Here is a 22,060-nt window from a genome sequence, read left to right as displayed (position 1 = left end):
ATTGTGCGTCAGCCGTGCCCTGCGGCTTCCCGGGGCACGTCGGCGGTGCATAGAGTGCAGTCACCGCACTGCCCGGGCATGCCGCTAGGGGGTCAGGATGACGGTCGTCTACCGCGCGCCGGAAGGGGACGACGGACTGGAGTTCACGGTCCGGCTGACTCCCGAGGAGACCAGGGTGCTCACCCGCGAGGTGCGGCTGCTGGCGGAGATCGTCGACAGTTGCCTGTGGGCCCTCGGCATGCTCCGTACGGGCGTCAACTCCCGCGACGCCGGCCGCCCCGCGCCCATCCCGGGCGACTGGTACTCCGCCCTGCGCGACCTGGAGCGCATCGCGCCCCGGGTCGAGGGCACGCGGGACGCGGTGATCCGCGCGCTCGCCGAGTCGGGGGAGGGCACCGGCCGGCTGGCGCACGCGCTGCACACCGACGAGGAGGCGGCGTCACGGCGCCGGGCGGCCGTGCTCGGGAACCCGCCGTCGGACTGGGAGACCTGGGCGGCCAAGGGCGTGGCGGAGTAGCGCCCCGCGCGGCGCCGGGCCGGGTCTCAGGCCCGTTCCACCAGCACCGCCGAGCCCTGCCCCACCCCGACGCACATCGTCGCCAGCCCCCGCCGCGCGCCCGTACGCGCCATCCGGTGCAGCAGCGTCGTCAGGATCCGCGCACCCGAACAGCCCAGCGGGTGGCCCAGCGCGATGGCCCCGCCGTCCGGGTTGACCGCCTCCGGGTCCAGTCCCAGCTCGTCCACGCACGCCAGCGACTGCGCCGCGAACGCCTCGTTCAGCTCGGCCGTCTCCACGTCCGCCACCGACCAGCCCAGCCGGTCGAGCGCCTTGCGGGTCGCCGGCACCGGGCCGATGCCCATGACGTCGGGGTGGACGCCGGCCGAGGCGCCGGCCGCGTACCGGCCGAGGGATTCCAGGCCCAGTTCCGCCAGCGCCTCCTCGCTCACCAGCAGCAGCGCCGCGGCCCCGTCGTTCATCGGGGAGGAGTTGCCCGCGGTCACGCTGCCGCCCTCCCGGAACACCGGCTTCAGCTTCGCCAGTTGCGCGGCCGAGGTGTCCTCCCGGATGCACTCGTCCGCCGTCACCGGAGCGGCACCTTCGGGCCGTGCGACCGGCAGCAGCTCCGCGTCGAAGTGGCCCGCCGCCCGCGCCGCCGCGGCCCGCCGGTGGCTGCGCAGCGCGAACTCGTCCTGCCGGGCCCGCCCCACCCCGTACTTCCCGGCGACCTCCTCCGCGGTCTCGCCCATCGCGAGCAGCCCGTGCAGGTCCCGCATCCGCGGGTTGACCAGCCGCCAGCCCAGCCGGGTGTCGGCCGTCGCCATCGCCCGCGGCAGCGCCTCGTCCGGCCGGGGCAGCACGAACGGCGCGCGGCTCATCGACTCCGAGCCGCCGGCCAGCACCACGTCCGCCTCGCCCGCGGCGATGGCGCGGGCCGCGGTGGTGACGGCCTCCAGGCCGGAGGCGCAGAGCCGGTTGAGGGTGGCGCCGGGGACGGACTCGGGCAGGCCGGCCAGGAGGGCGGCCATGCGGGCGACGTTGCGGTTGTCCTCGCCCGCCTGGTTGGCGGCGCCCCAGTAGACGTCGTCGATACGGGCCGGGTCGAGCGCGGGAACGCCGTCGAGGAGCCCGCGGATCACCCCCGCGGCGAGGTCGTCGGGGCGTACGGCGGAGAGCGAGCCGCGCAGCTTCCCGATCGGCGTGCGGCGGGCGGCGGCGAAGTGGACGGTGCGCACGGCGGGCCTCCCCATCGAAACTAGCGGTGCTAGTTTCGGACTATAGCCCGCGCGCCCGCTCCGCGGCCAGGATGCCCCGCGACGTACCATCCGCCCACTTCCACGGTGATCGCTTACGATCGAACACGTTGTCCCGGACGACGCGAAGCCGACGCGAGGAGAGCGCGATGAGCAGTGCCAAGGTTGCCGACCAGCTCGTGGAGGTCCTGCTCCAGTACGGGGTGAAGCGCATCTACGGCGTCGTCGGCGACAGCCTCAACCCGCTCGTCGACGCCATCCGCCGCAGCGGCGGCGCCATCGAGTGGATCCACGTGCAGAACGAGGAGGCCGGCGCCTTCGCCACCGCCGCCGAGGCGCAGGTCACCGGGGAACTCGCCGCCTGCGCCGGCTCCTGCGGCCCCGGCAACACCCACCTCATCCAGGGCCTGTTCGACGCCCAGCGCAGCGGCGCCCCCGTCCTCGCCATCGCCTCGCACATCCCGTCCACCCAGATCGGCAGCGGCTACTTCCAGGAGACCCACCCGGAGAAGCTCTTCGACCAGGCGTCCGGCTACTGCCAGTTGATCTCCCAGCCCGAGCAGATGCCCCGCATCGCCCGGATCGCCGCCCAGCACGCCGTCGGCGCCAACGAGGTCGCGGTGCTCGTCCTCCCCGGCGACATCGCCGACAAGCCGGCCGCCAACCCCACGGGGCACACCGTCCCCTGCGCCCGCCCGGCCGCCATCGTCCCCGACCCGCAGACCGTGCGCGAGCTCGCGGACGCCCTCAACGGCGCCGACCGCGTCGCCCTCTTCGCCGGCGCGGGCGTCCGCGGGGCGCACGCGAAGGTGATGCGGCTCGCCGAGACCGTCAAGGCGCCCGTCGGGCACACACTGCGCGGCAAGGAGTGGATCCAGTACGACAACCCGTACGACGTCGGCATGATCGGCCTCCTCGGCTACGGCGCCTGCTACGACGCGCTCCAGGACGCCGACCTCGTCGTGATGCTCGGCACCGACTTCCCGTACGACGCCTTCCTGCCGCAGGCCAAGACCGTCCAGATCGACATCGACGCCACCCGCCTCGGCCGCCGTACGCCGCTGGAGGTCGCCGTCCACGGCGACGTCGCCTCCACCCTGGACGCGGTGCAGCCGCTGCTGCGCGAGAAGCGCGAGCGGCGCTTCCTCGACGCCACGCTGCGCAAGCACGAGCGGTCGCTCACCAAGGTCGTCGAGGCGTACACCTCGAACGTCGACAAGCACGTCCCGATCCACCCCGAGTACGCCGCCCGGCTGCTGGACACGCTCGCCGCGGACGACGCCGTCTTCACCGTCGACACCGGCATGAACAACGTCTGGGCCGCCCGCTACCTCACGCCCAACGGCCGCCGCCGCGTCATCGGTTCCTTCACCCACGGCTCCATGGCCAACGCCCTGCCGCACGCCATCGGCGCCGCCAGCGCCGATCGCGACCGCCAGGTCATCTCGCTCTCCGGCGACGGCGGCCTCGGCATGCTGCTCGGCGAGCTGATCACCGTCAAGCAGCACGACCTGCCCGTCAAGACCGTGTTGTTCAACAACTCCTCGCTCGGCATGGTCAAGCTGGAGATGCTGGTCGACGGCCTGCCCGCGTACGGCACCGACCACAGCAAGGTCGACTTCTCCGCGATCGCCCGCGGCGTCGGCATCCCCGCCTGGCGGGTGGAGAAGCCCGGCGAGATCGAGGGCGCGCTGCGGGAGGCGCTGGCGGCGAAGGGCCCCGCACTGGTCGAGCTCATCACCGACTCCAACGCGCTCTCGATCCCGTCGCGGATCACGCTGGAGCAGGTACGCGGCTTCGCGCTGGCCGCCGGGCGCACGGTGCTGGAGGGCGGCGTCGGCACGATGCTCGACCTGGCCCGCTCCAACCTCCGCAACATCCCCCGCCCCTGACCGCGCGGCCCTTCGTGCCGTACGCGCCGGGCGCCGCCCGGTCCGTACGGCACGGGCCCCTCAGGTCAGCCAGGGCAGGTCGCCGAAGTAGCCGCCCTTCGCCGGCGGGGTGAGCAGCGCCTGCCGCGTGCGGTACGTCAGCGGCGCGCCCGCGCACCGCGCGGCGGCCCGCGCGCGCAGCTCCCAGCGGCCCGCGGGGGCGCCCTTCGGCGGCGTCACCCGCCAGCGGGTGACCACCTCGGCGCCCGGCGCAAGCCGGCCGCGCGGCCTGCGGGTCGCGGCGCGCACCTTCCAGCCCTCGGGGACCTGCAACTGCACCCGCGGCTCGGTCCACGGGCTGCCCGACCCGTTGTGCAGGGTGGCGGTGACGGTCAGCACCCGGCCCGGCTCGGCGTAGGGCGGGGCGGCGATGCGTACGCCGAAGGGCTCGCGGTCGTACGTGTCGCGCCACTCCCGCCGCATGACCTGCACCAGCCGGGCGGCGATGTCCGGCCGGTCCGCGACCCGGTCGACGGACTCGGCGGGATCGTCCGCCAGGTTGTACAGCTCCACCTGCCAGCGGTCGTCCGGGGCCCTGCGGTCCTTGCCGGGCGCGAAGCGCACCGCCTTCCAGTCTCCGGCGCGCACCGCCTCGGAGATCCGGCCGATCCGGTCGTGGTCGGCGGCGCGAGCCAGGGGCGTGGAGGCCCGCTCGTTGCGGTACCAGTACAGGAACTCGTGCCGGGGCGCGGGCCCGGTGCCGGTGAGCAGCGGGGCGAGGGAGAGCCCGTCGACGTCCCGGGGCGCGGGGGCGCCGCCCAGCTCGGCGAGGGTGGGCAGCAGGTCTATGTGGGGCGTCGGCCGGTTCACGACGCCCCGCCGGATGCGGTACGGGGACCAGGCGATGAGCGGCACCCGGATGCCGCCCTCGTACAGGTTCCGCTTGTAGCCGCGCAGCCCCTGCTCGCGCTGGAAGAGCGCCGGCGTCACGCCGCCCTCCTCGTGCCGGCCGTTGTCGCTGGTGACGATCACCACGGTGTCCTCGGCGATGCGGCGCGCGTACAGCTCCTCGATCACCTGGCCGACCATCCGGTCGAAGTTGGCGACCTGCGCGGCGTGTCCCTTGTCCTCCGGCTTCCAGTCCGTGTCGCTGTACTCGCCGGTGTCCGGCACGGTGCTCGGGGCGTGCGGCACGTTGGGGGAGAGGTAGAGGAAGAACGGCTCCTCGGCGTGGCTGCGGATGAACTGCAGGGCGCGCCGGGAGAACTGCTCGGGCGCGTACGTGCCGCGCCCGCCGTCCCCGTTGCCCGCGAGCGGGACGCGGCGGCTGTTGTGCCAGAGGTACTGCGGGAAGTAGTAGTGCGCGTGCCGGTGCGTCAGATAGCCGTAGAACTCCTCGAAGCCCCGGTAGTTGGGGTGGCTGTGCTGGTCCGGCTCCTCGGGGCCGAAGCCCCACTTCCCGATGCACGCCGTGCGGTAGCCGCGGGCCTGCAGCAGCTCGGCGACCGTGGTGTCGGCGTCGCCGATGGAGGGCTGGATGCCGCGCATCGGGTTCTCCCGCACCCGGGCCCGGCCGCTGTGCAGGCCGGTCAGCAGCGAGGCGCGCGACGGCGCGCAGACCGGCGCGGAGGCGTACGCGGCGGTGAACCGCAGTCCCTCGTCCGCGAGCCGGTCCAGGTGGGGGGTGCGGATGAGCCGCTGGCCGTACGAGCCCAGCTCGCCGTAGCCGAGGTCGTCGGCGACGATCAGCACGATGTTGGGGCGGTCGCCGCGCGGGCTGCCCGGCGCGGCGGCGAGCGGGGCGGGGGTCAGGGCCGCGCCGCCGACGCCCGCGGCCGCGGCCGCGAGGAACTGCCGTCGGGTGGTCAACCGGCTCCCCCCTCTCGGACGACTGGTGCCGATGAACAGCGCCGTCCGGAGGCGGTGGCGGGGCGGGCACGCAGTGTCCCGGGGCCGCGTCACCCGGGGGTGAACGGGTCCGGCTGCCGGGTCCGCCGTGGCGGAATCCGGGCCGGAAGCGGTGCGAGACGCCCGTGTCCGGGTATGGCCGGGCGTCCGACTGCCGCGCCGTCTGGTCGGGACGGCGAATGGCCGCGCAGGGGTGACCTACGGATCAGTTCCCCCCGGACTGCGTCTACCCCGTGCGCTTGCGTACGGCTTGACGTTTCGAGGGGGACCCTACCACCAACGATCGACGCTCCCGCGCGCGTTGGGGGCTCGCGGAGGCCCAGCCTCCGGTCGCTCGGGAGGCGCTATTTGCGTCCCTCGCGTCCCTCACGCCACTCCCGCACCAGCGTGTCGGCGTCCAGCGGGGCGAGCTTCAGCGGCGGGCCGACGGCGGGGGCGCGGTGCGCCGCGCGGATCTTCTCGTTGACCTCCGCGACGATCTCGCGCACCTCCCGCTCGCTCCGCGCCCTGGTCACGGCGGCGAGCGCGGCCTCGGCCTCCTTGCGGACGGCGAGGGAGGGCGGCAGCGCGGACAACTGCTCGCGCGCCATCTTCGCCTTGACCCACCACAGCTCGTCGTACGGCCGGTCGAGATCCGCGAGCGGCTTGCCCTTGCCCGGGAGGTCGTCGAACTCGCCGCGCTCCGCCGCCTCCCGGATCTGCCGGTCGATCCAGGACTCGAAGCTCACACCCGGCGGCTTGCGTTCGGTCATGCGCGGTGCTCCCTTCCGCTCGCGGCGGTCGCCGATCGGCCGTTCTCCCACCTCAACGGTACCGGCGGCGTCCCGGCCCGCGGCGCGCGGGCGGCGTCGCGCCGATGGCGGCTCTCAGCTTGCGCACACCTTGGTAACAATTCAGACAATGGCCTCGGAAGGTGTCCATCCGGCCCCCCGAGAGGGAGACCCACGTGCCCCGTCTGCGTTCCGCGCGCCGTGCACCGCTGCCGCCGCGCCGTGCCCCGCGCCCCGCGCGCCCCACGCCGCGGCTCTCGCGGCTGCCGCGCTCCGCGCACCTCGCCGGCGCCGCGGCAGCCGTCCTCGCCCTCTCGGTCACCGCCGCGTCCTGCGCCCTGCCCGGGCAGGGCGGCAGCGCCTCCGCCGCCGACGCGGCGGCCGAGCTGGTGCTGCAGCCCGTCGCCGACCGCGGGCACGACCCGTTCACCCCGAGCACCGCGACGCCCGACGGTGCCGCGCCGTCGCCCTCCCGCACCGCCGCGCCGCCCGACAGCCCGCCGCCGGCGGAGCCGAGCAGGCACCAGTCGGTGCCGGGCGGGAAGGCCGGGCTGTACGGCGGCGTACGGAACGTCGCGAGCTGCGACGTCGACAAGCAGATCGCTTTCCTCGGCCGCGACGCCGACAAGCAGGCGGCGTTCGCCCGCACCCTGCGGGTCGACGAGGGGGACCTGCCGGGCTTCCTGCGCGAACTCACCTCCGTCCTGCTGCGCTCCGACACCCGCCTCACCGGCCACGGCTTCGCGCACCGCGAGGCGAGCCCGTTCCAGTCGGTGCTCCAGGCAGGCACCGCGGTGATGGTCGACGACAAGGGCGTACCGCGGGTGCGGTGCGCGAGCGGCAGCCCGCTGACGGCGCCGGAGAAGCTGAGCGGCAACGACCGCTACGGCGGCACGGGCTGGCGCGGCTACCGGCCCTCGCGGACCGTCGTGGTCACCCCGGCGCAGCAGGCACTGTCCAGGCTCGTCATCGTGGACGTCAACACCGACCTCTGGTTCGAGCGGCCCGTCGGCGCGCGCCCCGGCGAGGACCGGAAGCTGCCGCAGCCGCCGCGGGACCACTTCAACCCGCCGTCGCCCAGCGGCTCCCACAGCCCCAGCACCGAGCCCACGGGCAGTCCCGGGCCGACCACCGAGGGCCCGTCCGAGGGACCCGGCACCGAGTCCGGGGAGCCGAGCACCGCCCCGCCGCTGCCCGGCGGCATCGACGAGGAAGAGGACCACGAGCGCGTCTCCGCGGGCGAGTCGTCGGGCGCGTCAGCCCGGTGACCCCGCCGGCTCCGCCGCGGTGCCCGGCGCCGTCCGGGGCGCGGCGGGCCGGCGCCGCACCGGCGCCAGCGTGAACCCGCGCGGCATCAGCGTCAGCCGCTCGGCTATGTCCAGCCGGTAGCCGGGGTCGGCGCGCAGTTCGTACCTGCGCAGCAGCAGCCCCAGCACGAGGGTCGCCTCGTGCAGCGCGAACTGCCGCCCGATGCACGCCCGTTCGCCGGTGCCGAAGGGCTTGAAGACGTGACCGGGCCGGGCCCGTACCCGCTCCGGCAGGAAGCGGTCCGGGTCGAAGCGGTCGGCGTCCTCGCCCCAGACAGCCGGGTCACGGTGCAGGGCCGGGATGAGCACCAGGGCCCACGCGCCGGCCCGCATCGGGTGGACGCCGCCCAGCATCGTGTCCGTACGGGCGGCGCGGGTGAACGCGGGCGCCGTGGGCCACATCCGCAGCGACTCGTCCAGCACCCGGCGCACGTAGCGCAGCTTGCTCACCTGCCGGTACGACGGATCCCCGGCCGGCCCCCACACCCGGTCCACCTCGGCGCGGGCGCGGGCCGTCACCTCGGGGTGGCGGGAGAGGTAGTACAGCGCGAAGGAGAGCGCGCCCGAGGTCGTCTCGTGCCCGGCGACCAGGAACGTCAGTATCTGGTGCCGGATGTTCTCCGGCGACAGCCGCTCCCCGGTGCGCGGATGGCGGGTGTGGAGCATGAGCCCGAGCAGGTCCTGCGCCTCCGGCTCCGCGCGCGCGGTGCGCTCCCGTACGACCCTGTCGACGACGGAGGTGAGATACGCGGCGTCGGCGCTGCCGCGGCGGCCGGGAACGCGGTTCCTCACCGGGCTGAACGGCCGGGGCACGTCGGCGCCCTGGGCGTGGCGCAGGGAGCGGACCATGGCGGCGACGAAGGGGTGCTGCTCGGTGCGCTCGAAGGAGCCGAAGTCGTAGCCGAAGCCGGTGTGGGCGATGGTCTCCAGGGTCAGCTTGGTCATGTCGGCGGAGACGTCGGCCGCGGTGCCCGCGGCGGCGTGCGCGTCCCAGGCGGCGGTGAGCCGGGAGGCCATCGCGAGCATCACCGGGTGGTAGCGCTCCATCGCCTCGCGGGTGAAGGCGGGCGCCAGGATGTCGTGGCCGAGCTGCCAGTTGGGCTCGTGGCCGTGCGCGGTGAAGAGGCCGTCGCCGCCCACCTCGCGCAGGTTGTAGACCGCGAGCACGACGCGCTTGGTGAACCGCGACTCGTCCGCCAGCTCGGCGACCAGGTCCGCGCCGGAGACCACCACGATCTCCAGCCCGAAGATCTTGCGCCGGAAGATCGGCCCCAGCTCCCGGGCCAGCCGCAGCGAGTCCTGTACGGGCGTGCCGGGGTCGAGGCCGAAGACGTCGCCCACCACCGGCAGCCGGTGGCGGGGGCGGGGGATGCGGCTCAGCTCCGGCCAGGGTGCGGGACGGGTGCGTAAGAACGGCGTCGCCATCGTGCCCTCCCTTATTGAACTCGATTCAGTAAGCAGCGTGCGGCAGTGCTGAACCGGTGTCAAGTAAGGTGGCGCGATGGCTCGTTCCGGCGCTCGGGGTACGCGGACGGGGCGCCCGCGCACCCGCATGGGCACCGAGGAACGGCGCCGGCAGTTGCTGCGGATCGGCGCCGAACTCTTCGCCGAGCGGCCCTTCGACGACGTGTGGATCGAGGCGGTCGCCGAGCGCGCCGGCGTCTCGCGCGGGCTGCTGTACCACTATTTCCCGACCAAGCGGCAGTTCTACGCGGCCGTCATCCGGCACGAAGGCGAGCACCTGCTGCGCATGACGGAGCCGGACCCGGACACCCCCGTAGGCCGGCAGGTCCAGCAGGGCCTGGAGGCGTACCTGCGCTACGCCGAGGAGCACGCGCGCGGCCTGCGCGCCTTCCACCGCGCCTCGGCCACCGGGGACCGGGAGATCCACGAGATCCACGAGCAGCTCCTCGCCGAGCAGGAGCGCCGGATCGTCGCGGTGCTCGACGCCCAGGCCGCCGCCGGGCTGATCGACGGGCCCGCGCCCGCGGCGCTGCGGCTGGCGGTGCACGGCTGGCTGGCGTTCGTCACGGCGGCGGTCCTGGACTGGCTGGAGCGCGGGGAGCCGTCGCGGGCGGAGGTCCGGGAGGTGTGCACCCGGGCGCTGCTCGGGGCGCTGGAGGGCGCGCGGGGGGACTAGGCGCCGCGGCCCGCCGGGGCCGCCCGCCGCACGGCGGCCGCGGACCGGGCCGGCGCGGACCTCGCCCCCGCGGATCCTGGCGCCGCCCACGTGGGCCGCCGGGCGGTACCCGCGGGCCCGCCGCCGCTCGACTCGTGAGCCGCGGGCAGCGGCCCTACGCTGGTGAGCATGGCCGCGCGAGCACTGGACGCCACCGGGGCCGCGGAACTCGTACACGCCGCGACCGCCGCGCCCTCCATGCACAACGCACAGCCGTGGCACTTCCGCTGCCACCTCGGCCACCGCACCGTCGAGATGCGCGCCGACATGGAGCGCGCCATGCCCGCCGCCGACCCCGAGCATCGCTCCCTCCACGTCGGCTGCGGCGCGGCCCTGTGCAACCTGCGGGCCGCCGCGGCCGCCGCCGGCTGGCGGACCAGGACCGAGCTGCTCCCGGCCGAGCACGAGCCGCTGCTGCTCGCCTCCGTCCGGCTCACCGGCGCGGAGCCCGGCGAGGAGACCGACGCGGCGCTCGCCGGGCTGGCGGAGCAGATCCCCAGCCGGCACTCCAGCCGCTGGCCGTTCGCGGAGAGGCCCGTACCGCCCGCCGACCTGGCGGACCTCGTCGAGGCGGCGCGTACCGAGGGCGCGAAGCTGGTGTTCCCCGACGCCTGGCACGCGGCGTCCCTGCTGGAGCTGGTGCAGGACGCCGAGGTGCGCGACGCCGAGACGCCCGACCGCGCCGAGGAGCTGGCCCGCTGGACGCACCCGTGGCCGGACACCGCGGACGAGGGCGTCCCCGGCTACGCCTACGGCCCCCGGCGCCGCGGCGGCACCGCCCCGATGCGCGACTTCGGCGGCCGCACCGAGCCGCCCGGCCGGACCAGCGCCCCCTTCGAGAGCGTGCCGAACATCGCCCTGCTCGGCACCGCGCACGACAGCCCGCCCGAGTGGCTGCGCGCGGGCCAGGCACTGGAGCGCGTGCTGCTCACGGCCACCCGCGCCGGGCTCGCGGTCTCGCTGACGAGCGAGGCGCTGGAGTGGTCCGACCTGCGCGCGCTCGTCCGCGACCCGCTGACCGACGTCGGCCAGGTCCAGATGGTGCTGCGCATCGGCTACGGGCCCCGCGGCCCGACGACGCCGCGCCGGCCGCTCTCGGAGGTCATGGAGATCATCTGAGCGCCGGCCGCCGCCGCCCGGCACGTACGCGAAGGCGCCGGAAACGGCGAACGGCAAGGAGCACCGCGCTCCTTGCCACTCTCAACGTATAGCGCACCCCGGGGCTTGCGGCAAGACCCACGGTTTGTTGCAGAATCTCCCGCCGAAGCCAGGACCTGCGGAAACGGGAGATTCATGAGTGACGTGATCATCGCCGGGGGCGGCCCGACCGGGCTGATGCTGGCGGCCGAACTGCGGCTGCACGGCGTGCGCGTGGTGGTGCTGGAGAAGGAGCAGGAGCCGACGAAGGTCGTGCGGGCGCTGGGGCTGCACGCGCGCAGCATCGAGGTGCTGGACCAGCGCGGCCTGCTGGAGAAGTTCCTCGCGCTGGGCACGCGCTACCCGCTGGGCGGGTTCTTCGCTGGCATCACCAAGCCGGTGCCGGAGCACCTGGGCACCGCCCACGGCTACGTCCTCGGCATTCCGCAGCCCCAGATCGAGCGGCTGCTGTACGAGCACGCCCGCGCGCTCGGCGCCGAGATCCGCCGCGGCACCGCGCTCACCGGGCTGAGCCAGGACGCGCACGGCGTGACCGTGCAGACGGCCGCGGGCGAGCTGACCGCCCGCTGGCTCGTCGGCTGCGACGGCGGCCAGAGCACCGTGCGCAAGCTCCTCGGCGTCCGCTTCCCCGGCGAGCCCGCCCGCATTGAGACGCTCATCGCCGACGTCCGGCTGACCGCGCCGCGGGCGGAGGTCATGGCGGCGGTGGCCGACGTCCGCAGGACCCAGCTCAGGTTCGGCATCGCGCCGTTCCCCGACGGTACATACCGCGTCATCGTGCCCGCCGCAGGACTGGCCGCCGACCGCGCCGTCCCGCCCACCTTCGACGAGCTCCGCGCCCGGCTGCGGGCCGTCGCGGGCTCCGACTTCGGTGCGTACGAGGCGAGTTGGCTCTCCCGCTTCGGCGACGCCACCCGGCAGGCCGAGAGCTACCGCACCGGCCGCGTCCTCCTCGCCGGCGACGCGGCGCACGTGCACCCGCCGGTGGGCGGGCAGGGGCTCAACCTCGGCGTCCAGGACGCGTTCAACCTCGGCTGGAAACTGGCCGCGGAGGTCGCCGGCCGGGCGCCCGCCGGGCTGCTCGACACGTACCACGCCGAACGCCACCCCGTGGCCGCCGACGTGCTGGACAACACCCGCGCGCAGACGCTGCTGATGTCCACCGAGCCGGGACCGCGGTCCGTACGCCGGCTGCTGGAGGAGCTGATGGACATCGAGGAGGTCAACCTCCGGGTCATCGAGAAGATCATGGCGACGGCCGTCCGCTACGACCTCGGCGACGGCCACGCCCTGCTCGGGCGCCGGCTGCGCGATCTGCGGCTCAAACGGAACGGCCGGCTCTACGAGTTGACGCGGGCCGGCCGCGGGCTCCTGCTCGACAGGACCGGCCGTCTCTCCGCCGGGGGATGGGCGGACCGCGTGGACCACGTCGTCGACGAAGCGGCGGAACTGGACGTCCCCGCCGTGCTGCTCCGCCCCGACGGACACGTCGCCTGGGCCGGTGAGGACCAGGCCGGCCTCCTCGACCACCTGCCGCGGTGGTTCGGCGCGCCCGCCGCCTGATCCCCGGGCGCCGGCGTCAGTACTCGGCGAGCAACTGCTCCAGCATCTCCTGGCTCGACTCCTGCTTCTCCGCCGCCGCGCACAGCCCGTCCATCGTCAGCAGATACCGCTCGACGTCGTTGCGCTTGTCGAGGTAGAGGGCGCTGGTCAGTTGCTCGATGTACGCCACGTCCGGCAGGTCCGGCTCCGCGAAGCGCAGGATCGTCAGCGGGCTGACCACGGCCGCGAAGCGGCCGGTGGCGAGGCGGGCGACCTGGACCGTGATGTTCGACAGCTCCAGGATCCCCAGCAGGTGCTTGATCTGCGCGCGCATCACCGTGCGCCCGCCGAGCGGGCGGCGCAGGGCCGCCTCGTCGAGGACCACCCAGTAGCGCGCCGGCTGGTCGGCGTGGCCCAGGATCTGCTGCCTGCGCAGCCGCAGGTCGACGTGGCGCTCTATGGCCGCCTCGTCCGCGTTCGGGTACGCGACCTGGGCGAACGCCCGCGCGTAGTCGGCGGTCTGCAGCAGGCCCGGGATCCGCTGGGCCTGGTAGGAGCGGATCAGCGAGGCGGCTTCCTCCAGGCCGAGGAACGTCTCCATCCAGGCGGGCGTCACGTCGCTGTACTGGTGCCACCAGCCGGTGGTGTTGGCGCCGCGGGCCAGCGCGAGGTAGTGCTCGCGCTCGGCCTCGTCCTCCACCCCGTACAGCGTCAGCAGGGCGGCGATGTCGTGTTCCTTGCAGCCGCCGCGGCCCAGCTCCAGCCGGCTCAGCTTGGGCTGCGAGGCGCCGATGGTGCGCGCCGCGGCCTGGAAGGTGATGCCGCGCTGCTCGCGCAGCCGTCGCAGGTTGTTGCCGAGGATGATGCGGCGGACGGTGGGGCCGCCTCGGGACGGGGCCGGCAGAGAGTTCGTCTCCGACATGCTTGGCGCGTGCATCGGGCTCCCAAGGATGATCAGGTCGCGCCCTTCAGTCTCGCATCGAAGGAGTCAACGTGTATAGGGAAAGCGATTGTCAAAGTTGAATATGCCTCTGGAACACGGCCGTTACTCCCGTCCGGCCGGTCGGGCCGTACGAGCCGTCCGGACGGGTCAGGGCCGCCGCGCGAAGACCGCGCGGGCGCGCGGACTGCCGTCCGGCCGCCGCCCCAGCTCCTCCAGCGCGGCCGTCGCCACGGTGAACCCGGTGCGCTCCAGGTCCGCCAGCACGTCCGGCAGGCGGAACGTGCGGTAATACATGATGAACCGCGGGCGCCACAGCGCGTTCCGGATCCGCATCGCGGTGTCGAACCCCCACAGCGCCCAGTATCCCCGGGACCCGACCGGCTGCGGCGCGGGGACGGGGAAGGCGAAGTACCCGCCGGGGCGCAGCGACCGGAAGACCTGCGAGAAGAGCGCCGGGCGCTCGCGGGGCAGGAAGTGGCCGAAGGCGCCGAAGCTCACGGCGAGGTCGAAGGCGGGCGCGAAGGGCAGCGCCAGGGTGTCCGCACGCACCCAGCGCATCGAGGGCGGGTCCGCGGCGTCCGCGTACGCGCGCCGCGCCTCGGCGAGCATTCCGGCGCTGAAGTCGACGCCGACGACCCGCTCCTTGCACAGCCGCCGCAGCGTCCCGGCGCCCGCGCCCGTCCCGGTGCAGACGTCGAGGCCGTGCGCGAACGGCCCCAGCGGCTCGACGGCGGCGGCGAACGCGTCCAGCACGCGGTCGGGGGTGCGGAACGGGGAGCTGTCGAACTTCGGCGCCAGCAGGTCGTAGCCGCGTTCCGTGGAGGACATCGCCTGCACGGTCAGCTCGAGAAGGGTCGGGCCCTCGGGACTGAACATCGTCGATCAGCGTAGTGGCGCCGCGCGCCCGCACACGCCGCGCGGGCCCCGGGTGCCGGGCCGTTGACATGCGCGGACGGCCGGTCCCAGACTCGGACCCGGTGTTGACGAACGCTCGTGCGCAGGACGAACACCCGGGAAGGCTACTCCGTGCGCGACAACGCCTACTACCGCGACTGGGAAGCGCTCTCCCGCGACCGCGCCAGGTTCGCCGCCTGGCAGCTCGACCGCCACGCGAACATCAACACCACCGCCATCCGCACCGCCCCCGGCCGCCCCGACCTGCGCCTGGCGGGCGCGGGCGGCGCCCCGGAGATCGCGGCCCACTGCGGCGAGGTCTTCATCGTGCTCCGCCACACCCGCCGCAGCCTCGTCCGCACCGTGGACTTCGTCACCACGGTCGGCCACGGCACGGGCCCCGGCTCCCGCGCCCGCCTCGGCCTGACCGGCCGCGGCCCGACGGCGGTCATCACCGACCTGGGCATCCTGCGCCCCTCCCCGGACACGCGGGAGCTGACGCTGACCGACCTCCACCCGGGCGTGACCCCGGCGCGGGTCCGCGCGGCCACAGGCTGGGACCTGCGTGCGGTGCCGTCGCCGCGCACCACCCCGGAGCCGACGCCGGAGGAACTGGCCGCGCTGCGCGCCCTGAAGTCCGCGGGGGCGGCCTGACGAGGCCGAACCGCGGTGCCAGGTGGCGGACTTGCCCCTGGAAGGGGTAGTGCGCGTGCCGGGTCGCGAGGGTGACCCAGCGGGTGTTGCTGAACGCCTCCAGCCCCAGCGGCCGCCGAAGCCGCTGGCGCCGACGCCGCCGAACGGGGCCGTGGGCTCGTCGGCGATGGACTGGTCGCCGACGTGCACCATCTGCCCCGAGTTGTGGAACGCCCCGAACGCGGCCGCGTTCACCGCGTGGTCCACGTCCGCGTCGGCCAGCACCACGATCGCGTTCTTCCCGCCCAGCTCCAGCAGCGCCGGCTTCAGATGCCGGGCGGCCGGCGCCCCGACGGTGCGGCCGGTCTCCGTGGAGCCGGTGAAGTTCACGGCCCGTACCCGCTCGTCCGCGATGAGCGCGGAGCCGACGGCGGCGGCGTCCTCGGGGTCGTTGGTGAGCACGTTGACCGCCCCGCCCGGCAGCCCTCCGCGGCGAGCCCGACGTTGAACCGCGCCCACGGCTCCGTCGCCCCCACCTCGCGCGCCATCAGCGCCACCGCCTCGTCCGCGCGCGACTCCAGCAGGTCCGCCGCCCGCCGGAACACCCGCCGGCGCGCGGCGGGCCCGGTCGCGGCCCAGCCGGCGAAGGCCGCCTCCGCGGCGCCCACGGCGCGCACCACGTCGGCCGCGCCGGCGGCGGCCACCGTCGCGCACACCTCGCCGGTGTACGGGTCAAAGTCCTCGGTCGTACGCTCCGAAGCGGCCGGCACGCCCTTGCCGCCGATCCGGAGGTCGCGGTGCACGATCACGGCTGCCCCTCCGCTGCCCCACCCTCGTGTGCGCGAGGCGAACGACAATTCTCATAAGGAACTTAAGTGCGACGCGAGCGGCGAGGCAAGATATGAACATGCAGGGCCGGGAACCCCATTTCGTCCAGTCCTTCGACCGCGGGCTCGCGGTCATCCGCGCCTTCGACGCGGACCACCCCGAGCTGACCCTCAGCGACGTCGCCCGCGCCTGCGACCTCACCCGGGCCGCGGCCCGCCGCTTCCTCCTCACGCTGCTGGACCTCGGCTACGTGCGGAGCGACGGCCGCCTCTTCCGCCTCACCCCGCGCGTGCTGGAGCTGGGCTACGCCTACCTGTCGAGCTTCTCGCTGCCGGAGATCGCGGAACCGCACCTCGAACGGCTGGTCGCGGAGGTGCGCGAGTCGTCCTCGCTCTGCGTGCTGGACGGCGAGGACATCGTCTACGTCGCCCGCGTACCCACCAGCCGCATCATGACCGCCTCGATCACCGTCGGCACCCGCTTCCCCGCGTACGTGACGTCCGTCGGCCGCGTCATCGTCGCCCACCTCCCGCAGCAGGAGATCGACGCCCGCCTCGCCCGCGCCCGCCTCGACCCGCTGACCCCGCGCACGGTCACCTCGGCGGACACGCTGCGCGCGGAGCTGACCCGGGTGCGCAGACAGGGCTACGCGATCGTGGACCAGGAGCTGGAGGAGGGCCTGCGCTCGGTCGCGGCCCCGGTCCGCGACCGCGACGGCACGGTGGTCGCGGCGGTCAACATCCCCGTACCGGCGAGCCGCAACTCGGTCGAGTCGGTCCGCCGCGACCTGCTGCCGCACCTGCTGGCGGCGGTCGCGAGAATCGAGGCGGACCTGAGGGTGACGCGCACGCGACCGTGAAGGGCGTCGAACGCGTCCCCGCGCGAGGGCCCCGGAGCGCTACGCCGTCCCCGCCCCCGCCGCCTCGCCCTCCGCGCCGGGCAGCCGGCGCATGCCCGGCACCGGCGAGGGCAGCAGCCAGAGCACCGCCAGCGCCGCCCCGACGGTCGCCACCCACAGCGTCGGCCGCAACCCGAGCGCGCTGCCCAGCGCCCCGCCCGCGAGCGCCCCGAGCGGCCGGACGCCGAAGTTGACGGTCTGGAAGGCGCCGAGGACGCGGGAGCGCAGCTCGTCGGGGATGGCGGCGGCGAAGTAGGCGTTGGCCGAGATGTCGAGGATCATCACCCCGAACGCGGAGGCGAACTCCGCGGCCAGCAGCATCCCGGCGACCACGGGCGTCGGTCCGTCCGCCAGCGGTATGAGCGTGAGCGGCACGCTGAAACCGGCGAACCCCGCGGTCATCGCGGGCCCCACCCCGTACCGCGCCACGACCCTGTGCGCGAGGACCGCCCCGGCCAGGCCGCCGACGCCGCCGGCGCCGAGCACGAGGCCGAGGAGTCCGGGGCCGAGGCCCAGTTCCCCGGTCGCGTAGAGCACGAACAGCGCCTGGAAGATGAAGTTGAAGAAGTTGAGCGTCGCCGTCGCCGCGGCGCAGGCGCGCACCGCGGGAGTCCGCAGGATCCACCGGATGCCGGCGGTGGCCCGGCTCTTCTCCCGCGCGGCGGGCGGGGGTTCGGCGGGGGAGATGCGGCCGAGGAAGAGCGCGGAGACGAGGTAGCTGAGCGCGTCGAGCAGGAGGGCGAACGGCGCCGTGGCCACCTGCACGAGACCGCCGCCGACTCCCGGCCCGGCCGTGAACGCCAGCGCCCGGCTGCCGTTGAGCAGCGAGCTGCCCTGGACGTAGCGCTCGACGGGCAGCAGGGCGACGTACACGGTGCCGGCGCAGACGTTGAAGAGTGCGCCGAGCGTGCCGACGGCGAAGGCCGCCGCGTACAGATGCGTGAGCGTGAGCGCGTCGAGGGCGTACGCCACGGGGACGGAGGCGACGGCCAGCATCCGGCCGAGGTCGGCGGCGATCATCGCCCGGCGGCGGCTGCGCCGCCGGTCGGCCCAGGCGCCGGCGGGGATGGAGAAGAGGAGTGCGGGCAGCAGCGCGGCGGCGGTGAGGAGGCCCATGTCGCCCGCGCCGGCGCCGAGGAGCAGCACGGCGGCGAGGGGGAGGGCGATGCGGTGGACCTCGTCGCCGAGGAGGGAGACGCTCTGGGCGGCCCAGTAGCGGCGGAAGGGGCGGTCGCGGAGGAGTTCGGGGAGGGCGGGGCGGCTCACGACGAGGGCTGCGGGGGCCCGGGGCGGTGCTCCGGGGCGGTCGGGGGAGGCGCGTCAGCCGGGTCTGCCGTGTCCTCTATACCCTCCGTGTCCTCCGTGTCCGGCCCGGTTGGCGGGTCGACGAAGGCCAGGCGCAGCAGGCTCACCAGCCTCGCCCCCTCCGGGCGCCGCGCCGGGTCCTCGAAGCGGTCGTCGTAGCGCGACAGCAGCCGGGTCATCTCCTCCGTCAGCCCGGCCAGCTCCTCGGGCGTGAGGTAGAGGCTCCAGTCCCCGGAGTACTCCGCCGCCTGCCACGCGCGCGGCAGCCGGTGGCGGACGGCGAGTGCGGCGCCCAGCTTCCGCACGTACGCGTCGACCTGCGCCATCGTCAGGTCCCCGACGGCCTCGGTCGCGGCCGGGTCGTCGTACGCGGCCTCCCAGTGCGTCGTACGCGCCGTGGCCCGCCACGGCTTCTCCCGCCCCCGCCCGCCGCCGCTCTGCTCGACGAGCCCGTACTTGGCGAGCATCCGCAGGTGGTACGAGCACCCGGCGACGGATTCGCCCGTCAGCTCCGCGGCCCGGGTGGCGGTGAGCGGCCCGTGCCGGCGGAGCAGGCCGACCAGCTCCATCCGGGTGGGGTGGGCGTAGGCGCGCAGGGCGCGGGCGTCGGTGAGGTCGATGCGGTCCGGCATGCATCTAAAGGTACCTTTAGAAAGGTTTCTTTAGAAGCCTCGCAGGCCAACCGGGAGGAGAATGGGACCGATGGACCTGGAGAGCGTCGCGGACGAGCTGTACGGGCTGCCGCCGGGCGAGTTCGTCGCCGCCCGCGGCCGGCACGTCGCCGCGGCGCGTACGGCCCAGGATCCGGAGCTCGCCAGGCAGATCGCCGCCCTGCGCAAGCCGACGCTCGCCGCCTGGGCCGGCAACCTGCTGGTCCGCTCCGCGCCGGACCAGGTCGACGCGTTGCAGCGGCTCGGCGAGGGGCTGCGCGCGGCCCAGGACCGGCTCGCGGGGGACCAACTGCGCGAACTGACCCGGCAGCGCAACGCGCTGGTCGCCGAACTCGCCCGCGAGGCCCGCCGGCTCGCGGCCGAGGCCGGCCAGCCGGTCGGCGACGCCGTCCAGCACGAGGTGGAGACGACTCTCCACGCCGTCCTCGCCGACCCGGATGCGGCCCGCGAGTGGGCCGCGGGCCACCTCGCCAAACCCCTCACCACCCGCCCGGGCTTCCCGGGCACCGCGGCCACCGCCCCCGCGCCCGCCCCCTCCCGCCGCCCGGCCCGCAAGCGCCACCTCAAGCTCGTCGAGGACCCGGCGAAGGCCCGCGCCGAGGAGCTGACCCGGGCCCGTAAGGAAGCGAAGGCCGCCGAGCGGGAGGCCCGCGATCAGGACAAGGCCCTGCGCCGTGACGAATCCCAGCGGGACAGGGCGGAATCCCGCCTCGAAGAGGCCACCGCCCGCGTCGCCGACCTGACGGAGCAACTGCGCAGCGCCGAGAAGGCCGAATCCGAGGCCCGCGAAGCCCTCACCCACGCCCGCCGCACCCTGACCGCCACCACCCGGGCCACCCGCGAATCCCGCAGAGCGGCCGACAGGGCGGCGGCGAAGGTGACGGACCTGGAATCCGAACCGGACCCCTGAGCCCTGTCACGCTCAGGAGGTGGGCGGTGTCTGGATGGGGACCGGAGTGTTTGAGTGAGGAGAGATCGTGACGTTGCGTGTTCCCAGGGCGGAGCTTCCCGGCGAGATGCGGGAGGCCATGGTGAAGCAGTTCGGCGCGTCGCCCGAGCCCGTGGAGGTGCTGTTCAACCACCCCGACGTGGCCGTCGCCAATCTGGAGTTCGCCGCGAAGGCGGCCTCCTGGCGCGCCGTCGACGCGAGCCTGAAGTCGTTCGCCCACATGGCGGTCGCCGCCCTCGTCGGGTGCAGCTGGTGCCTCGACGTCGGCTACTTCCAGGCGCGGAACGAGGATCTGGATCTGGCCAAGGCCAGCCAGGTGCCGCGGTGGCGGGACTCGGACGTGTTCTCGCCGCTGGAGCGCGAGGTGATGGCGTACGCGGAGGCGATGTCGGTGACGCCGGCCGCCGTCACCGACGCGCAGGCCGCGAGCCTGCTGGCGCAGCTCGGCTCCGCGGGGCTGGTGGAGCTGACCGCGTTCGTCGGGTTCGTCAATCTGTCGACACGGGCGAACACCGCCCACGGCGTCACCTCGCAGGGCTTCTCCGAGTCGTGCGAGATCCCGCTGGCCGGCCGCGCGGAAGCCGCCGGCCGGGCATGACCACGGCGCCCGACGACCCGTTCGTCACCCACCGCAGCCTGCTCTTCACCGTCGCCTACGAGATCCTCGGCTCCGCGGCGGACGCGGAGGACGTCCTCCAGGAGTCCTGGCTGCGGTGGGCCGCCGCCGACCGGTCGGAGGTGCGGGACGCGCGGGCGTACCTCGTACGGACCGTCACCCGGCAGTCCCTCAACCGGCTGCGGACGCTGGCGCGGCGGCGCGAGGACTACGTCGGCGAGTGGCTGCCGGAGCCGCTGCTGACCACGCACGACGTGGCCGAGGACGTCGTGCTCGCGGAGAGCGTGTCGATGGCGATGCTCACCGTGCTGGAGACGCTCGGACCCACCGAGCGGGCGGTGTTCGTGCTCCGCGAGGTCTTCGACATGCCGTACGCCGAGATCGCCGAGGCCGTCGGGAAGCCGGCGGCCACCGTGCGGCAGATCGCCCGGCGGGCCCGCGGGCACGTGGCGGCCCGCCGGCCGCGGGTGCGGGTCAGCCCGTCCGAGCAGCGGGAGGTGGTGGAGCGCTTCCTGGCCGCGCTGCACACCGGCGAACTGCAGGAGCTGCTGGCGGTCATGGCGCCCGACGTGGTCCTGGTCGCGGACGGCGGCGGGATCGTAGCCGCGGCGCTGACGCCCATCCGGGGCGCGCACACGGTGGCGAAGCTGCTCGCGACCGCGAACCGGGCGGCGCTGGCGACGGCCGCCGTCTGGTTCAACGGCGCCCCCGCGGGCCGGGTCGAGTTCGACGGGGAGCCGGCGGCGGTGAGCCTGGAGCTGGCGGACGGGAAGATCACCCGGATCTACGTCGTACGCAACCCGCACAAGCTCACCCGCATCGACCACCCCGCCCGCCTCACCAGGTGACGCGCGGACGCCGCGCGGTGCGCCGGACGGCCGGGTTCGCGCCGGATCCGGCTTCCTGGACCGAGTGCCGGACGGGGACCGGCTTCCACGGCACACTGGTGCGGGTCCGGCCCGAATTCGAACGCACGAGGAGCGCCGATCATGTCCGAGCAGCACTTACCCGACGGAACCAGGTCACTGGACCAGCAGCGGCCGCACTCGGCGCGCGTCTGGGACTACTGGCTGGGCGGCAAGAACAACTACGAGGTCGACCGTGAAGTCGGCGATCAGATGGCGGAGGTCGTGACCGACGTCGTGGAGGCCGCGCGGGCCGACCGCGGCTTTCTGATGCGGTCGGTGCGCCACTTCGCCGCCGACGCCGGGATCCGCCAGTTCCTCGACCTCGGCGCCGGACTTCCCACCAACCACAACACCCACGAGGTCGCGCAGGGCGTGGCGCCGGAGTCCCGCGTCGTCTACGTCGACAACGACCCGCTCGTGCTGCGGTACGCCGAGGCGCTGCTCACCAGCGGCCCGGAGGGCGCCACCAACTACGTCGACGCCGACGTGCGCGACGTGACGGCCATCCTCGAACAGGCGGCGAAGACGCTCGACTTCAGCCGGCCCGTCGCCGTGATGATGCTGGGGATCGTGCAGTTCATCGTCGACGACGCGGAGGCACGCGAGGTCGTGCGCCGGTTCGTCGCGGCCGTCCCCTCCGGCAGCTATCTGGCGCTCGCCCACCCCGTCAGGGGCGTGAGCAGCGAGGTGGACGGCGTTCTGCAGATGTGGAACGAGGCGAGCGTGGACCCGCAGACGCTCCGCACCCACGCCGACGTCGCCGGCTACTTCGACGGCCTGGAGCTCCTCGAACCGGGCGTCGTCCCCTGCGCCCAGTGGCGTCCCGAGGACGCGGCCGTCGGCCAGAACCGCCCGGTCGCGCCCTGGCGGGTCTGCGCGGTGGGCCGCAAGCCCTGACCCGCCGGGGCGGCGCCTGAGGCCTGCCCGA

Annotated in this window: 20 protein-coding genes and 1 pseudogene; 12 read left to right on the top strand and 9 right to left on the bottom strand. The window is 74.6% G+C overall.

Annotation, left to right across the window (positions count from 1 at the left end):
* The first annotated feature begins 97 nt into the window (after positions 1-97).
* Positions 98-517 (top strand): hypothetical protein, encoded by a 420-nt coding sequence (locus tag DMB38_RS04585; RefSeq protein WP_125934062.1) that lies wholly within the window; start codon positions 98-100, stop codon positions 515-517.
* A gap of 26 nt (positions 518-543) precedes the next feature.
* Here the strand turns inward: DMB38_RS04585 and DMB38_RS04580 are convergent, their stop codons facing one another.
* Positions 544-1,734, bottom strand: coding sequence for a thiolase family protein (locus DMB38_RS04580; protein WP_125934061.1), 1,191 nt, complete (start codon positions 1,732-1,734; stop codon positions 544-546).
* A 167-nt stretch (positions 1,735-1,901) separates the two neighbouring features.
* Between DMB38_RS04580 and DMB38_RS04575 the strand changes: the two genes are divergently transcribed.
* Entirely contained in the window at positions 1,902-3,644 is a 1,743-nt protein-coding gene (locus DMB38_RS04575) for a pyruvate dehydrogenase (RefSeq protein WP_125934060.1), read from the top strand.
* A 60-nt stretch (positions 3,645-3,704) separates the two neighbouring features.
* Here DMB38_RS04575 and DMB38_RS04570 read toward each other — a convergent pair whose 3' ends face one another.
* Together DMB38_RS04570 and DMB38_RS04565 are read right to left on the bottom strand one after the other, a co-directional pair.
* Positions 3,705-5,492 carry a sulfatase-like hydrolase/transferase gene (locus tag DMB38_RS04570; RefSeq protein ID WP_125934059.1) on the bottom strand — a complete coding sequence of 596 codons (1,788 nt, stop codon included), beginning with the start codon at positions 5,490-5,492 and terminating at the stop codon, positions 3,705-3,707.
* A gap of 383 nt (positions 5,493-5,875) precedes the next feature.
* Entirely contained in the window at positions 5,876-6,283 is a 408-nt protein-coding gene (locus DMB38_RS04565) for a DUF1992 domain-containing protein (protein WP_125934058.1), read from the bottom strand.
* A gap of 194 nt (positions 6,284-6,477) precedes the next feature.
* Here DMB38_RS04565 and DMB38_RS04560 point away from each other — a divergent pair, with 194 nt between their 5' ends.
* A complete protein-coding gene (locus DMB38_RS04560; protein WP_125934057.1) occupies positions 6,478-7,569 on the top strand; it encodes a DUF6777 domain-containing protein in 1,092 nt (363 codons plus the stop codon).
* On the opposite strand, the gene DMB38_RS04555 is transcribed toward DMB38_RS04560, so the two are convergent.
* The gene (locus DMB38_RS04555) at positions 7,558-9,033 is read right to left on the bottom strand and encodes a cytochrome P450 (protein ID WP_125934056.1); all 1,476 of its coding nucleotides are present in this window, start codon (positions 9,031-9,033) and stop codon (positions 7,558-7,560) included. The genes DMB38_RS04560 and DMB38_RS04555 overlap by 12 nt on opposite strands.
* Before the next feature lie 76 nt (positions 9,034-9,109).
* Between DMB38_RS04555 and DMB38_RS04550 the strand changes: the two genes are divergently transcribed.
* The 3 genes from DMB38_RS04550 to rox all read left to right on the top strand — a co-directional run bounded on the left by DMB38_RS04550 (position 9,110) and on the right by rox (position 12,508).
* Positions 9,110-9,748: a TetR/AcrR family transcriptional regulator gene (locus DMB38_RS04550; RefSeq protein WP_206337643.1), complete on the top strand. Its 639-nt coding sequence runs from the start codon at positions 9,110-9,112 to the stop codon at positions 9,746-9,748.
* Between the two features lie 168 nt (positions 9,749-9,916).
* On the top strand, positions 9,917-10,906 hold the full coding sequence (locus tag DMB38_RS04545) for a nitroreductase family protein (protein WP_125934055.1): 990 nt from the start codon (positions 9,917-9,919) through the stop codon (positions 10,904-10,906).
* A gap of 174 nt (positions 10,907-11,080) precedes the next feature.
* Positions 11,081-12,508, top strand: coding sequence for a rifampin monooxygenase (gene rox, locus DMB38_RS04540; RefSeq protein WP_125934054.1), 1,428 nt, complete (start codon positions 11,081-11,083; stop codon positions 12,506-12,508).
* A 16-nt stretch (positions 12,509-12,524) separates the two neighbouring features.
* Here the strand turns inward: rox and DMB38_RS04535 are convergent, their stop codons facing one another.
* Both DMB38_RS04535 and DMB38_RS04530 read right to left on the bottom strand, forming a co-directional pair.
* Complete coding sequence (locus DMB38_RS04535) at positions 12,525-13,409, bottom strand: helix-turn-helix transcriptional regulator (protein ID WP_125934053.1); 885 nt, start codon at positions 13,407-13,409, stop codon at positions 12,525-12,527.
* Between the two features lie 168 nt (positions 13,410-13,577).
* Positions 13,578-14,306: a class I SAM-dependent methyltransferase gene (locus DMB38_RS04530; RefSeq protein ID WP_125934052.1), complete on the bottom strand. Its 729-nt coding sequence runs from the start codon at positions 14,304-14,306 to the stop codon at positions 13,578-13,580.
* A gap of 117 nt (positions 14,307-14,423) precedes the next feature.
* Here DMB38_RS04530 and DMB38_RS04525 point away from each other — a divergent pair, with 117 nt between their 5' ends.
* Entirely contained in the window at positions 14,424-14,978 is a 555-nt protein-coding gene (locus tag DMB38_RS04525; RefSeq protein WP_346429491.1) for a CoA-transferase, read from the top strand.
* Positions 14,979-15,018: 40 nt separating this feature from the next.
* Here DMB38_RS04525 and DMB38_RS04520 read toward each other — a convergent pair.
* Positions 15,019-15,766, bottom strand: a pseudogene (locus tag DMB38_RS04520) (aldehyde dehydrogenase family protein); the annotation flags it as partial.
* 92 nt (positions 15,767-15,858) lie between these two features.
* Between DMB38_RS04520 and DMB38_RS04515 the strand changes: the two are divergent.
* Positions 15,859-16,644 (top strand): IclR family transcriptional regulator C-terminal domain-containing protein, encoded by a 786-nt coding sequence (locus tag DMB38_RS04515; protein ID WP_125934051.1) that lies wholly within the window; start codon positions 15,859-15,861, stop codon positions 16,642-16,644.
* Positions 16,645-16,683: 39 nt separating this feature from the next.
* Here DMB38_RS04515 and DMB38_RS04510 read toward each other — a convergent pair whose 3' ends face one another.
* Positions 16,684-17,949, bottom strand: coding sequence for an MFS transporter (locus DMB38_RS04510; protein ID WP_125934050.1), 1,266 nt, complete (start codon positions 17,947-17,949; stop codon positions 16,684-16,686).
* Complete coding sequence (locus DMB38_RS04505) at positions 17,946-18,620, bottom strand: helix-turn-helix domain-containing protein (RefSeq protein WP_240661970.1); 675 nt, start codon at positions 18,618-18,620, stop codon at positions 17,946-17,948. Before DMB38_RS04505 ends, DMB38_RS04510 begins: the two co-directional genes overlap by 4 nt.
* A 70-nt stretch (positions 18,621-18,690) precedes the next feature.
* Between DMB38_RS04505 and DMB38_RS04500 the strand changes: the two genes are divergently transcribed.
* The 4 genes from DMB38_RS04500 (at position 18,691) to DMB38_RS04485 (ending at position 22,029) form a co-directional block, all read left to right on the top strand.
* Positions 18,691-19,569, top strand: coding sequence for a hypothetical protein (locus DMB38_RS04500; RefSeq protein ID WP_125934049.1), 879 nt, complete (start codon positions 18,691-18,693; stop codon positions 19,567-19,569).
* A gap of 67 nt (positions 19,570-19,636) precedes the next feature.
* A complete protein-coding gene (locus tag DMB38_RS04495) occupies positions 19,637-20,206 on the top strand; it encodes a carboxymuconolactone decarboxylase family protein (protein ID WP_125934048.1) in 570 nt (189 codons plus the stop codon).
* Positions 20,203-21,072 (top strand): RNA polymerase sigma-70 factor, encoded by an 870-nt coding sequence (locus DMB38_RS04490; RefSeq protein ID WP_125934047.1) that lies wholly within the window; start codon positions 20,203-20,205, stop codon positions 21,070-21,072. The genes DMB38_RS04495 and DMB38_RS04490 overlap by 4 nt, the downstream gene beginning before the upstream one ends.
* 141 nt (positions 21,073-21,213) lie before the next feature.
* Complete coding sequence (locus DMB38_RS04485; protein ID WP_125934046.1) at positions 21,214-22,029, top strand: SAM-dependent methyltransferase; 816 nt, start codon at positions 21,214-21,216, stop codon at positions 22,027-22,029.
* Positions 22,030-22,060 lie beyond the last annotated feature (31 nt).

Source organism: Streptomyces sp. WAC 06738, from assembly GCF_003945505.1.
Lineage (GTDB): Bacteria > Actinomycetota > Actinomycetes > Streptomycetales > Streptomycetaceae > Streptomyces.
The sequence above is the reverse complement of the archived record's forward strand: the minus strand, read 5'-3'. Positions and strand labels throughout refer to the sequence as shown.